We start from the raw sequence: 13,376 nt of genomic DNA, 5'->3' as shown, positions 1-13,376 counted from the left end.
CGAGCGGCGCGCCGACATCTTCTCCGCCTTCCATCACATCGCCGCCAGCCTCATCTGCTGGCGCTTCGTCCAGAAATGGTTTTGTTAGGCGCTCTTAGAAGTCCGGTGACGGTAGGAGCCGAGCGCTGTTCAAGGTTGTTTTCCTTCAAAGGAGGCAACGATGCCCGGCAGCCCGGCTCCCACGCCGATCACCCTAAGCGATGCCGAACGCGAGGAACTGGCGCGCCTTCGCGCTGCAGCCCCACCGGCACGAAACTTTCAAACTCTCCCGCGATCCGCTGTTTGTGGAGAAGGTGCGCGACGTGGTGGGCCTGTACCTGAATTCGCCGGACCGTGCGCTTGTGCTGTGCGTTGACGAGAAGCCGCAAATCACCGCCCGCGCTCCCACCGCCCCGGTGCTGCCCATGCGCCCTGGTCAGGTGGAGCGCCACACGCACGACTACGTCCGCCACGGCACGACTGACCTGTTCGCGGCCCTGAATGCCGCCACCGGCCGCATCATCGGCGAGTGCCGGTCCCAGCACACCTCCGAGGATTTCCGCTCCTTCCTCGACACCATCGACCAAGCCGTGCCAGCGGATTTGGACGTGCACATCATTCTGGACAACTATGCCGCCCACAAGACCAGCATCGTGCACCGCTGGCTGGCCACGCGCCCCCGTTACCACCTGCATTTTACGCCCACCTCAGCCTCGTGGCTGAACCTTGTGGAGGGCTGGTTCGCGCTGCTGCCCCGCAGGCAACTGCGCCGCGGCGCATTCCGGTCCACGCATGACCTGGAGCAGGCCATCCGCCGTTACGTCGAGGCTACCAACGCCGATCCAAAGCCTTTCGTCTGGACCAAGTCCGCCGATCGGATCCTCGAAAGCGTCAAGCGCTTCTGTCAGCGAACTTCCGCTTCAAACCACTCTCATGTCCCGTTTCAAGGGCTGTGGGCGCGAGTGGTCGTCTCCGGTTTTGGCCGGTCTTGGAGGCTTGAAGGCCGGCGCGCATGGCAGGAGACGGAGCGGTCGAGACGACGGCTGATCAAACTCTGATGCGCGGGTTGGCTACCGCAGGACCGTGTTCCGTCTCGGGGCTGCCTCCGTCTAGGAGTGGGCGTCGCTGAGCGGCCACATAGTGGGGACGAGGGTTCCCCTGGCAAGCTCCGCCTCCAGCCATGCGTGCCAGCCATCTGGCTGAACCGACCGTGTCCTCCTCTGCGCTGTTGTTCGCCGGTTGCCCTCCGGGGGTCACGCGGCGGCGGGCTGGACCTCGCGGGCGATGGCCCAGGTAAACGCCGCCATCTCTCTCGCGATGGCCGTGACCACGACGTTGCGGTTCTTCCCGGTGGCCGTGAGGCGGCGAAACAGCGTGCACAGGCGTGTTTGGGCCTTCCACCCAATCGCCCGCACCGCCTTCGGCAAACCCTCGAGCGGGGGTCGGATGTCGTTGGTGATCCTGGCCGGCCAACGGTAGCTCCAGGCGCCTTCGACGAGCACCCGGCGCGCTCGCGTGTTGCCGGCCTTGGTGAGGCCGGAGCGCTGCACCTTGCGCCCACTCGACTGCTCCGACGGCACCAGACCGAGATAGGCCATCAGCTGACGGGGATTGGCAAAGCGGCGGAAGTCGCCGATCTCGACGACCAACACGACCGCCGACAGGAACGCGATGCCGCGCATCGTCTGCAGAGCTTCGACCAGCGGGCGCAACGCCCAGGAGTGGGCCAACTCCTCAATCTGCCCATTCAAGCGATCCCGCCGCTGCTCGGCGTCGGCGATGGTGTCGATGAGTTCCTGCAGGACGATCTGCTGGGCCGGATGCTCGAAACGCTGAGCGGCCAACCAGCGCCGATGCGCGGCCGTCCACGGGCAACGTCCGGTGAAGATCCGATTATGGCGCAGGAGAAAGCCCTGAAGTTGCTGACGCGCCCGGCGCACCGTTTCCATAGCCGCGGTGCGGGCGCGGACTAAGTCGCGCATGGCCTCATGCGCCGCGTCGGGCACCCAGATCACGGTGAGTTCGCCGGCACGATGCAGCCGGGCCAAGGTGAGGGCATCACGCCGGTCAGTTTTGACGCGATCGCCCGCCCGGATGGGAATGAGCGAGGGCGCCACCACGATGCAGGCGTGCCCCAGTTCGGTGATCTGCCGATGCAGTCCATACCCGCACGGGCCGGCCTCATAGCAGACGCTCAGCCGGCCATACTTGTCGACCAGCTTGTCGAGAAACCGGCGCACCGCATCAGCGCGGTTGGGGATCTCGCCCACAAAGCGCACCTCGCCTGAACGGCCAGCTTCGGCCACCGCGACGGCGATCGTCTCTTTGTGCGTGTCCATGGCAACGAATGCTGCGATATCCTGCTCCATGGCTCGTCTCCTCTGTCTGAGGCACGGCGCCGGCCCACCCGGCGCAACCCTCGTTGCTGACAGAACGTGAGACGAGCCACCTTCAGCTCTGCAGGGACATGGGGTCTAGTCGACCGTGACGGACCCAACGTCATGGATAGCCAAGATGGGGAAGCAGAGCCGAACCCGCAGGCCGGGGCCGTTGTCCTCCATGACCAGCCGGGCGCCGTGCAGCCGGACCACCGCATCGACCAGGGCGAGGCCGAGCCCGTTGCCGGGCGTGCTGCGGCTCCTGTCCAGGCGGATGAAGCGGCCGAGGACCCGCTTACGATCTTCCGGCGGAATGCCCGGACCGCTGTCGGCGACGATCAGTTCGCCGGTTCCCGGCTCGTCCTGGGAGGGCGCCACCGCAACGAGGATCCCGCCGCCCTCCGGCGTGTGCTTCACGGCGTTGTCCACGAGGTTGGCCAGGGCTTGGGCCAGAAGCTGCTCCTGTCCGCGGACGACAAATGGCCGGTCGATCCGCACGCTCAGGGCCATGCTCTTCTCCTCGGCCACTGGCTCGTACAGCTCGACGACACGCCAGACAACCGGCGACAGGGCCACGTCCGTCAAGGGCATCCGCTGGTAGCCCGCCTCGGCCTTGGCGATGCTGAGCAGGGCCCCGAACATCTCAAGCAGGCGGTCGGCTTCCTGAATCGCGTCCTGAACGGCCTCGCGCACGGGATCGTCTTCCCGCATCTCGATGGCCACCATTTCCAGCTGGCCGCGCAGACGGTTCAGCGGCGTGCGCAGGTCATGGGCGATGTCGTCGCTGAGGTGGCGCAGCCCGTTCATTAGCCGCTCGATCTTGTCGAGCATGTCGTTGAGGTTGGCGGCCAGCCGGTCCAGCTCGTCACCGCCCGGCGAGTGCGGGATGCGGGCGTGCAGTTGTCCGTCGATGATCTGGCGGGTCGTCCGGTTGATCGTCTCCAGACGGCGGGTGACGTTGCGGCGGATGGCGAGTCCCCCCGCCGCCGACATTCCGGCGATGACGATGAAGCCCCAGAACAGGGTTTCCACGATCCGGTTGCGGAACTGGCGGCGCTCGCCGAGCCATGCCCCGACGAGGAGGCGGTGTCCGTCCAACAGGGTCCGGGTGAAGGCCAGAACCGGCTGGGTTCCGGGGGGCGGTCCCTCCGTTCCCGTTTTCGCGGCGTCCGCCTGGAAGAACAGCCGTCCTTCCGCATCCGGAACGGCGTCCGGCCAAGCGGGCAGGTTCCCCGCCACACGCGCCCCGTCGGGGCCGGACAGCAGATAGACGCCGGCGATGGGATGGCCCGTCACCATCCGGTCCTCCAGAACCTGGCGCAGTTTCGGCAGGCCGCCCCGCCGGTGGTGCGCCTCCAGCCCCTCCAACTCGGCGGCGGCGGCCTGCCCGGCCTGTCCCTCCAGGAAGGAATCGGTCACATCGTAGAGGAGGGCGAAGACGACCAGCCCCGCCGACAGGAGCAGGGCGAGCCCGAAGAGCGCCATGCGGAAGGCGGCGCTGCGGAGCAACCGGAGATCAGGCACGCAGGCAGTACCCGGCACCGCGCACGGTGTGGATCAGCGGGCTCCCGAAATCACGGTCGATCTTCTGGCGCAGCCGGGCGATGTGCACTTCGATCACGTTGGTTTGCGGGTCGAAATGGAATTCCCAGACATTCTCCAGCAGCATCGTCCGGGTGACGACGCTGCCGGCGTTTCGCATCAGATATTCCAGCAGCTTGAACTCGCGCGGGTGCAGTTCGATGGCGCGGCCGGCACGTTTCACCTTGCGGGCCAGGAGATCCATTTCCAGGTCCCCGACCTTGAGGCTTGTTTCCGCCTTTTGGGAGGAGCGCCGCCGCCCCAGAAGCTCGACGCGCGCGATCAGTTCGCCCAGCGAACAGGGCTTGGTCAGGTAGTCGTCACCGCCGTTGCGCAGGCCGTGGAGACGGTCCTCCAGACTGCCGAGGGCGCTGAGAATCAGCGCCGGCGTGTCGACGCCCAACGCCCGCAAAGCCATGATGACCGCCATGCCGTCCATGAACGGCAGCATCCGATCGACGATGAGCACATCGTATTGGCCCGACATCGCCTGCGACAGGCCGCTTTTGCCGTCGGGAGCATGATCGGCATCGTGCCCCTGGTCCTTGAGGCCCTTCAGCATCAGGGCCGTGGCCTTGGGATCATCCTCGATGACTAAGATTTTCATTGCGCACGCATCTTCGCTGCACCGTTTCCGCTCATCGATGGACGAACCGCCGCTCCGTCCGTCCCACAAAATGGCCGATCTCCACCGGATTCGAAAGGGGGTGGAGCTTTAACCGATCCTTGACCCTCGCCCCCCTAACCAGTGTGATCCAACCAGTGTGACGAGGGGTGGAATGCAGGACGCGACCGCCCCCTTCCCCAGCCGAGGGTCAGCCATGGCCATCACCGCAACCGTGACCGGCGCCGACGGTCCCTTGCTGAAAACGGTCGAGGCGGCGCTCGCCTATTGGGGGAACCTGATCCCCACGGACGCCAGCATCGAGGTGCTGGTCGATACCGCCCTCACCGCCCCCAGCTCCCTGGCCACGGCGCGCCCGGCGACCAGCGTCGTGGTCGGGCAGAAGACGGTGACTCCGGCCGAGGTCGTCGGCGGCAACATGCTGAGCGTCGGGACCTACGATATCGTCCAGTCCGGGGCCGCCTACGAATGGCGGACCGGCACCGATCCCAACGGAAAGGACAAGCCGGACATCCTGCTGTCGGTCAATCCGAACGCGGCGCTTTGGCATGATCCGGCCATCAACCCCCTGAACCCGGCGTCTTCTCCGGCAATCCCAGCCGACCAGTACGACGCCTTTTCGGCGATCGTCGGCGCCATCGGCGTCGCGCTCGGCGTCGAGGGACTGCGCGACGCCACCACCGGCGCGGTGACCGGGGCGGCCATCAGCCGCTTCGACCAGCACGTCACCTTCGCCAAGGGCGTGCCCTACTTCAACGGCCCCAACGCGGTGGCCGTGTTCGGCGCGCCCGTGCCGCTGACGGAGGGAGGGCTCTACTCCTACGTCGCCGGAGCCGATCCGATGAACGGCGTCCTGGCCTCCGCCCTCTCGCCCGGCCGGCGGGTGGACGTCAGCCCGCTCGACCGCGCCATCCTGCGCGACACCCTTCTGGAGGTGAGCACCTCCAACCAGACCTTCATCGGGTCGGAGCGGAACGAGACCCTGGCCGGCGCCAACGGTCATGATCTGGTGTCCGGCGGCGGCGGCGACGACAGCCTGCTGGGGGGCGGCGGGGACGACCTGCTGGCCGGCGGAACCGGGAACGACAGTCTGAGCGGCGATCCCATCGGCCACACCGGAACCGACATCCTGCTGGGCCAGGAGGGCGACGACCGGCTGCTCGGCGGCGCCGGGAACGATTGGCTCGACGGCGGCGTGGGATCGGATGTGCTGTTCGGTGAAACCGGGCGGGACACCCTGATCGGGGGCGCCGGCGCCGACGTGCTGTACGGCGACTATTATGGCGACCGCAACACCACGACCAACAGCACCATCACGCCTCCCGGCACGCCCACGCTCAACGACGACCTTCTTCTGGGCGGGGCCGGGGACGACACGTTGCACGGTGGTGCCGGCAGCGACACGTTGACCGGCGGCGGCGGCTCCGACCATTTCCGTTTCACCGACGTCGCCGACTCCACGCCGGCCAGCCGGGACGTCATCACGGACTTCCGTGGCTATCTGAAGGAGATTTACGACGAGACGGGCGAAAGCCGGACGATCACCTTCTATTCGGTCTACGGCGCGGCCGTCCAAGTGCTGACCGGCCTCGATCTGGTCGATTTCCGGGGACCGGATGCCCACACCCAGCGCGACCTGATCGACTTGTCGGAAATCGACGCCAACCCGCTGAAGTCAGGCAAGCAGGCCTTCACCTTCATCGACCAAACGGGCTTCTCCGCCCCCGGGCAGGTGCGATGGCGCGAGCAAGGCACCTCGATCATCATCGAGGCGACGCTCAGCCAGGAACTGACCACGGACCTGTCGATCGAGCTTCAGGGGGTGGCAGGAAGCTATGTCCTGACCAGCCAGGATTTCCTGCTCGGCATCGATCCCTTTGCGGCGCAGACGCCGGCGGCCTTCAAGCAGGCGTCCGGCGGCAAGACCCCCAACGGAATCACCGCCGACCTTGCCGCGGCAATGGCTTGGAACGGGTTCGGCGGCGCGATCTCTCTTCCCATGGTCTCCAATCTGGTGGGCGGCAATCTGGACGACCGTATCCTTGGAAGCCAGAAGAGCAACGCTCTCTGGGGCGACGACGGCGACGACACCATCCAGGGCCTCGCCGGTGCCGACACGCTGACCGGCGGGTACGGAAACGATCTGCTCCAGGGCGGCGAGGACGGTGACTGCCTTCTCGGCGGCCCGGGCAGCGATGTTCTGCTCGGCAACGCCGGGGCCGACCAGATGTACGGCGGGCGCGGCGACGACGCTCTGTTCGGCGGCCGCGACGACGACACGCTGAGCGGCGATGTCGGCTCCGACGTGGTCGTGGGCGATCTCGGCAACGACACGGTGATCGGCGGCGACGACAGCGACGCCCTGTCCGGCGGCGCGGGCAACGACCTGCTGTTCGGCAACGCCAGCCACGATCTGCTGTTTGGGAACGCCGGCACCGACACCCTGTTCGGCGGGAGCGGGAACGATCTGCTGTTCGGCGGGGCGGGCGACGACGCGCTGTTCGGTGACCTCGGCAATGACCGGCTGGCGGGCGACCTGGGCAACGATACGCTGACCGGCGGGGCCGGGGCCGACGTCTTCGTCTTCGCCACCGGGGGCGGCGCCGACCGCATCACCGACTTCACCGGTGCCGACGGCGACCGCATCGGCCTCACCCCCGGCCAAGCTTACAGCGTCACCGCCAACGGGGCCGGCGAGGCGGTCATCGTCTTCTCCGACACCCACACCGTCACCCTGGCCGGCGTCCGCCGGGAGCAGTTCTCAACCGGCTGGATCATCTTCGGCTGAAATAAGCGAGGGCGGCCTTTCGGCCGCCCTCGCTTATTTCAGCAACCCCTCAAGATGCCGTATCTGGTCCTGTTCGCCCGGGCCAGCGTTGGCGCGCGCCCGCTCCAGCCATTCGTGGGCAACCGCAAGGTTCGGCGGCCCCAACCGTCCACGGGCGCTCATCAAGGAGAGGTTGAGGCAAGCCTGGACATGCCCTGCCGCCGCCGCCTTCTCGAACCAGAAGCCGGCCTGCTGGTCGTTGCGCAGAACGCCCACTCCGCGCGTGTACAGCAGGCCGAGTGAGAACTGTGCAGGAGTAAACCCCTGCTCCGCCGCCTTGCGGTACCATTCCGATGCTTCGAAGGGGTCTTTCTCGACGCCTTGTCCGGCCTCGTGCAAGCAGCCGAGCCGCCACTGTGCTTGAGCGTAGTGGGCGGATTTCTCGGCTTTCCGGTACCATTCGGCGGCTTTGGCCATGTTCTTCGGAACACCCTGGCCGCGCAGATACATGTTCGCCAGATTGAGCTGCGATGGGCTGTGGCCCTGTTCGGCCGCTTTTTGGAACCAGCGTGCCGCTTCGGTCATGTCCGCCGGCCGATCGCTCCCGCTCGCCAGAAAGATTCCAAGCTCGCAAGCGCCGTCCAGATTGCCCCGTTCGGCAGCGGCGCGCAGATGCTCCGCCGCGGCGTCCGGGTCTCGCGGCAGCAACTGACCGTTCAGGAGGATACGGCCGAGCGCGACGTGCGCCCGGGCACAATCCTGCTGCGCCGATGCCCGCAACAGCGCTATGGCGCGCTCCACATCCCTTTCGACCCCTTGGCCATTCAGGTAATGCTGCGCCAGATCGAGCTGTGCGTAAGGTTGGCCGGCTTGGGCGGCGCGTTCCAGCCACGCAAGCCCTTCCATCTCGTTTTGTTCGACGTTGACGCCGGCCGGAAACAGCAGATCACGGTTGGAATGCGGGTCGGTCTCGCCCGTCGCTGCGTAGAGCCGCAGCGGGTCGCTGAAGTCCCGAACCCGTCCAAGGCCTTGGGTGTAGATCTGTCCAAGGAAATGCTGTGCGTCGGCGTGCCCCAACTCGGCCGCGCGACGCATCCAGTTGACCGCCTCCGGTATGTTCCGGACCACGCCGCGCCCCTGTGCGTAGCATTGGCCGAGCTGGAACAGCGCGTCGGGATGGCGGCGCTTGGCGAGAATGCGCAGGATCCGCACACCCTCCGCCGGGTGCCCGGCCGTGAACGCCGCTTCCGCTTCCTGGCGGAGTCGCTCGCTGCCCCGCAGCTTGCGGAAGAGACCGAACAGGCGTCCCTTTGATGCCTTCGGCCAGGATTGGAGCGCTTGGCGTTGCCCCCGGAGGAGCGCCCCCTTGGGGGTGTTCGTGGTTTGGCTCATGGATGGAACGCGCGAGCCGTTAAGGCTCGCGCATGCTCTCGTTGATGCTGCCCAGAAGAGGCTTCAGGAAATAGGCCATGATGGTGCGGTTTCCGATCTTGACGTCGGCCGTCAGCGGCAAACCCGGCACCAGGCGGAAGCCTTCCGGAACGTTGCGCAGATTGACCGAGGTCAGCTTGATGTGCGCACGGTAGAACAAGCCTTTCGGCGCGGCGGCGCCGCTGTTGGCGTTCGCCTTGGTGATGCCGCCGGTCCGGTCTTCGGCGCTGAAGGAATCGTCGCTGATGGTGCGCACGACGCCTTCGGCGGCCCCATGCTCCAGGTAGTTGTAGGTGTCGAACTTCAGCGCGACGGGGTCGCCTTCGCGGATGAAGCCGATTTCCCGTCCGTCGATCTGGACGACCGCTTCGAGCGGGGCGTTGATCGGCACCAGGGTGAAGAGCGGCTCGGCCGCCTGGGCGATCGAGTTGACCGAGCGGTTCGCCACTTCCAGAACCACGGCGTCCACCGGAGCGGTCAGCGTGACCAGCTCTTCCCGCTTGCGGGCCTTGGCCATCTGCTCGGCCAGGACGTCGCGCTCGGTGCGCTGCTGGATCAGCTCCTGGGCGACCGTGTTGTTCCATTGCTGGATGAAGGCTTCACGCTGGGCCCTCAGATCGTCCAGCTCGTGACGGCTCTGCTGCTCGGTCGATTTGGCCGTGGATAGGTTCCGCTCGATGTCCAGCCGGTTGGCCGTGGCTGCCAGGGCGTTCAGCTTGCTGCCGACCTGCGAGGCGGCCAGGGTGGTCCGGATATCTTCGATCTCCTTCCACTTCTGAAGCTGGGCCGTGAGGTTGGTGACCTCGATCTGGCTGTTGGTCATGACCGCCCGCGTGCGGGCGATCCGCTCGTCGAAGCTCTGGACCTGCGCGCTGAACTGCGCCTGGCGGTTGCGCCACAGCCCGAGCTGTCCCAGGGCCACCTCGGCCGGAAGATCCGCGGGGGGCTTGTAGGCCTCGCCGGCCAGCTCGGCCTCCAGGCGCGAGATCCCGGCCTCGGCCGTCTTCAGGCGGACGGTGAGCTGACCGATGTCCGACTGGGCGAAGGTCGGGTCGATGGTGGCCAGAACCTGGCCGGCCTTCACGATGTCACCCGCCCGCACCTTGACGCTCTTCAGGATCGCGGTGTCGAAGGGCTGGATGATGATCGGCGTTTCGGTCGACACCAGCCGGCCGGTCGCCGACACGACACGGTCGATGCGCGACACCGACGCCCAGACGATGGCGGTGACGATCAGGAGGGTGGTCGCGTAGAGGGTGACCCGCGTCAGCGCCGGCTCGGGCTGGTTCTCGATCTCGGCGGTGTCCGACTGGAAGTCGTTGATTGCCCGCTCGGCTTCCGCCTCCTCCTGCTTGGAGGGTGTGAGCTGTGCAAGGCTCATGACGCGAGCTCCAGGTGCCGGTTCTGCTTGTACCAGAGATGACGGTAGACGTCACAACGCCCCAACAGGTCGTTGTGACGGCCCACGTCGGCGACCTTGCCGCGGTCCAGGACCATGATGGCGTCGCACGACACCAGGGAGGACAGGCGGTGGGAAATGATGATCAGCGTGCGGCCCTTGGCGATGTTCTGCATGTTGGCCTGGATGATGGCCTCGCTTTCCGCGTCGAGCGCGCTGGTCGCCTCGTCCATGATGAGGATCGGCGGATTGATCAGCAGCGCGCGCGCGATGGCGATGCGCTGACGCTGACCGCCCGACAGGTTGGCGGAGCCTTCCTCAATCATGGTGTCAAAGCCGCGCGGCAGACGTTCGATGAACTCGTCGGCGCCGGCCAGGCGCGCGGCCTCGATCACCTCCTCCATGGGGGCACCGGGCTTGGTGGCGGAGATGTTCTCGCGGATCGTGCCGCGGAACAGGAAGTTGTCTTGCAACACGACGCCGATGTTGGTGCGCAGATGGTCCAGATCGATCTCGCGCAGGTCGTGCCCATCCACTTTGATCAGGCCTTCCTGCGGCCGGTGCAGGGCCTGCAGAAGGCGCGTGACCGTGGTCTTGCCCGATCCGCTTCGGCCCATGACGCCGAACATGTGCCCCTGCGGGATGGTGAAGGACACGTCGTCGAGCGCCGGCGAGGAAGTTCCCGGATAGGAGAAGCGGACAGAGGAGAACTCCACCTCGCCCTTGATCTGCGCCCGCATGCCGCGGCCGTTCCGGCCCTCTTCGGACTCGTGGTTCATGATCTGGCCCAGCATGCGCAGCGAGAGGGAGACCTCCTGGAACTGCTGGATCATCTGGGAGAGCTGGACCAACGGGCCGGTGACGCGCCCGGCGACGATCTTGAAGGCGATCAGCGCGCCGACCAGCATCGAGCCGTCGAAGATCATGTAGGCGCCGAGGCCCATCACCGCGACCTGCGTCAGCTTGTCGATCGGCATGATCAGCGACTGGGCGATCAGGGCGAAGCTGCCCAGCCGGAAGCGGTTGTCGATGGCGCGGGCCAGCTTCTGGTCCCAGGCCTGCCGCTGGCGGGCGTCCAGGGACAGCGACTTGATGGTCCGCATGCCTTGGATGGTCTCGACCAGATAGCCCTGGAGATTGGCCTCGCTGGCGTAGAGATCGTTCATGCGCCGCTTCATCGGCGGCAGGAAGGCGATCATCATCAGGCACAGCAGCAGCGTCGATCCCAGGACGATCATCGCCAGCGGGACGCTGTACATGAACATCATCGGAATGAAGACGATCAGACCGACGCAGTCCAGCGCGACCGAGAAGACCTGGCCCGTCAGGAACTGACGGACACGCTCGGTCTGCTGCATGTTCTTCGTCACCACACCGGTGGAGGAGTGCTCGAAGAAGTCGATCGGCAGGCTGACCAGCTTGTTGAAGGTCCGCATGCTGACCTGCGCGTCGATCTTGTTCGACGCGTACAGCATCAGGTAACGGCGCATGTAGGAGAACAGCGTCTCGAACAGGATCGCCAGGAACATGCCGCCGATCAGGACGTGCAGCGTGTCGATGCTCCGGTGGACCAGGACGCGGTCGATCACGATCTGCATGAAGACCGGCATGGCCATGGTCAGCAGGCTGAGCAGGATCGCGGCCACGGCGACGTCGCGGAAGATCCGCTTCTGCCGCCGGATCATCGGGAAGAACCAGGCGAAGCCGAAGGGCGGCTCCTCTTCGGCCATGGCGCCATCCTGCTTGAGCAGGATCACCTCGCCGTTCCAGGCTTCCGTGAAGCGGGCCTCGTCGACCGGCAGCGCCGTCGCATCCGCGGCCAGCGGGTCGTGCATCAGCACCACGGGCACGCCGTTCACGACATTGGCGCCGACGATCAGCACCGAATTTCCGTTGCGGAGCCGGGCGATGACCGGGAACGCCTGATCCAGCTTACCGAAATGGTGCCAGTTCATGCGAACCGCGCGCGCCTTCAGCCCGATCTGTCCGGCGATGCGGAGCAGAAGTCGGGTGGACGGTTCACGGTCGTCAAGCACATGGTCGTGTTGAATGCGCTCGACGGAGGTGTCGATGCCTCGCAGGCGGGCCGCCTCCACAAGGCATTTCAAGGCGCTGTTCGGCCCGGCTTCGGGCATTGGCGTAACGCTCCCAAGCTAATGCTGGAATTCGAGTATAGGCTATCCCACAGTCCTACCAGGCAAATTAAAACATTGTAATGCACCTTTTTCCAGACATCCGAAGGCGGCAGGGCGGATGGGGAGGGACACCTTCTTTAACGACAGACCTGTATAATATGACAGGCTTATGCTCTGTCGAAGGCCCAATGGGTGACAAGGAAGCGTCTATCTGTTCAGTAAGCGCATCATTCACTGCTGTGCTTTGCGTATATCACCGATGCTTTTCATGCGCTGCTCCGATCTCCGTGCGCCCGGACATCCCGGTCACCTGGGCTCAATTGCCGTTGCGGATCCCGGCCGAAAGGCTGGCGAGCCGACGGTTGAAGTCCCGCATCACCGCTTCCGGCGGCAGGTCCTCCTCTCCCAGAACGGCGGTCGAGCAAGGCTTCTGAAACTTGGCCAACTGCCGGTCGAACGAGTTTCCCGGCCGCCAGACATAGACGGCCGTCTCGTTGCCGATGTACCAGCCGGCCAGGACCTTGTCTGCCAAGCGGCGGTAGAAGACGTCCTCAAAATTGCGCAAGGGCGGGAAACCGCCGATGCGGGCATGGGCCTCGCGCCGAATGGCGAAGGGACCGATGGCGGCGGCGGAAATCGCCGGGATCCAACTTGGATCGATCGGTCGGCTGGTCGTGAAGCGGGTGCAGACGAAGTCGATGGCCGGCCGCTGTTCGAACGCCTTGGCGCACACCGCGAGATGGGACGGCAGATAGAGGTCATCGGCATCGAGGAAACAAAGGATCGTGCCGGCAGCCTGTTCCGCCCCGGTGTTGCGGGCACAGCCGGCCCCCTGGTTTTTCCGGTGATGGATCACGCGGACCGGACAGTCCGGACTGTCATGCGCAAGGGCCACCGCCGCGCTGTCGTCGGTAGAGCAGTCGTCCACGACGATCACGTCGCACGCGACCGGCACGCTCCTTTCCCGTGCGTAGGCGACGGCCTCGCGGATGCTGGTCAGGGTCTTGGCGATGGTGCCGGCCACGTTGTAGGCCGGAACGACGACCGAGAAGGAGAGCGGGGTGGTCATGGCGGTTGCACC

General features: G+C 66.0%; 8 protein-coding genes and 2 pseudogenes. 3 read left to right on the top strand and 7 right to left on the bottom strand.

Features of this window, described 5'->3' with window-relative positions:
- Both J2852_RS27065 and J2852_RS27060 read left to right on the top strand, forming a co-directional pair.
- Nucleotides 1–88, top strand: a pseudogene (locus J2852_RS27065) (IS5/IS1182 family transposase); the annotation flags it as partial.
- 124 nt (nucleotides 89–212) lie between these two features.
- Nucleotides 213–890: pseudogene (locus tag J2852_RS27060) on the top strand (IS630 family transposase); the annotation flags it as partial.
- Nucleotides 891–1,232: 342 nt separating this feature from the next.
- On the opposite strand, the gene J2852_RS27055 reads toward J2852_RS27060, so the two are convergent.
- The 3 genes from J2852_RS27055 to J2852_RS27045 form a co-directional block, all read right to left on the bottom strand.
- The gene (locus tag J2852_RS27055) at nucleotides 1,233–2,348 is read right to left on the bottom strand and encodes an IS110 family RNA-guided transposase (RefSeq protein WP_209881697.1); all 1,116 of its coding nucleotides are present in this window, start codon (nucleotides 2,346–2,348) and stop codon (nucleotides 1,233–1,235) included.
- Between the two features lie 105 nt (nucleotides 2,349–2,453).
- Nucleotides 2,454–3,881: a sensor histidine kinase gene (locus tag J2852_RS27050; RefSeq protein ID WP_343206829.1), complete on the bottom strand. Its 1,428-nt coding sequence runs from the start codon at nucleotides 3,879–3,881 to the stop codon at nucleotides 2,454–2,456.
- Nucleotides 3,874–4,545, bottom strand: coding sequence for a response regulator transcription factor (locus J2852_RS27045; protein ID WP_209881695.1), 672 nt, complete (start codon nucleotides 4,543–4,545; stop codon nucleotides 3,874–3,876). Before J2852_RS27045 ends, J2852_RS27050 begins: the two co-directional genes overlap by 8 nt.
- Nucleotides 4,546–4,759: 214 nt before the next feature.
- Here J2852_RS27045 and J2852_RS32150 point away from each other — a divergent pair, with 214 nt between their 5' ends.
- Nucleotides 4,760–7,351, top strand: a complete 2,592-nt coding sequence (locus tag J2852_RS32150) for a calcium-binding protein (RefSeq protein ID WP_281418487.1) — start codon at nucleotides 4,760–4,762, stop codon at nucleotides 7,349–7,351.
- A gap of 33 nt (nucleotides 7,352–7,384) precedes the next feature.
- On the opposite strand, the gene J2852_RS27035 is transcribed toward J2852_RS32150, so the two are convergent.
- The 4 genes from J2852_RS27035 to J2852_RS27020 form a co-directional block, all read right to left on the bottom strand.
- A complete protein-coding gene (locus tag J2852_RS27035) occupies nucleotides 7,385–8,722 on the bottom strand; it encodes a tetratricopeptide repeat protein (protein ID WP_209881692.1) in 1,338 nt (445 codons plus the stop codon).
- A 19-nt stretch (nucleotides 8,723–8,741) separates the two neighbouring features.
- Entirely contained in the window at nucleotides 8,742–10,142 is a 1,401-nt protein-coding gene (locus tag J2852_RS27030) for an HlyD family type I secretion periplasmic adaptor subunit (protein ID WP_209881690.1), read from the bottom strand.
- Entirely contained in the window at nucleotides 10,139–12,295 is a 2,157-nt protein-coding gene (locus tag J2852_RS27025; protein ID WP_209881687.1) for a peptidase domain-containing ABC transporter, read from the bottom strand. The genes J2852_RS27030 and J2852_RS27025 overlap by 4 nt, the downstream gene beginning before the upstream one ends.
- 316 nt (nucleotides 12,296–12,611) lie before the next feature.
- Nucleotides 12,612–13,364 carry a glycosyltransferase family 2 protein gene (locus J2852_RS27020; RefSeq protein ID WP_209881685.1) on the bottom strand — a complete coding sequence of 251 codons (753 nt, stop codon included), beginning with the start codon at nucleotides 13,362–13,364 and terminating at the stop codon, nucleotides 12,612–12,614.
- Nucleotides 13,365–13,376 lie beyond the last annotated feature (12 nt).

The sequence above is a fragment of the Azospirillum soli genome (assembly GCF_017876165.1).
Classification (GTDB): domain Bacteria; phylum Pseudomonadota; class Alphaproteobacteria; order Azospirillales; family Azospirillaceae; genus Azospirillum; species Azospirillum soli.
The sequence above is the reverse complement of the archived record's forward strand: the minus strand, read 5'-3'. Positions and strand labels throughout refer to the sequence as shown.

Bases quoted from the DNA above. Each gene is read 5' to 3' on its own strand.
- J2852_RS27055 (WP_209881697.1), bottom strand. From the start codon at position 2,348: ATGGAGCAGGATATCGCAGCATTCGTTGCCATGGACACGCACAAAGAG.
- J2852_RS27045 (WP_209881695.1), bottom strand. From the start codon at position 4,545: ATGAAAATCTTAGTCATCGAGGATGATCCCAAGGCCACGGCCCTGATG.
- J2852_RS32150 (WP_281418487.1), top strand. From the start codon at position 4,760: ATGGCCATCACCGCAACCGTGACCGGCGCCGACGGTCCCTTGCTGAAA.
- J2852_RS27035 (WP_209881692.1), bottom strand. From the start codon at position 8,722: ATGAGCCAAACCACGAACACCCCCAAGGGGGCGCTCCTCCGGGGGCAA.
- J2852_RS27030 (WP_209881690.1), bottom strand. From the start codon at position 10,142: ATGAGCCTTGCACAGCTCACACCCTCCAAGCAGGAGGAGGCGGAAGCC.
- J2852_RS27025 (WP_209881687.1), bottom strand. From the start codon at position 12,295: ATGCCCGAAGCCGGGCCGAACAGCGCCTTGAAATGCCTTGTGGAGGCG.
- J2852_RS27020 (WP_209881685.1), bottom strand. From the start codon at position 13,364: ATGACCACCCCGCTCTCCTTCTCGGTCGTCGTTCCGGCCTACAACGTG.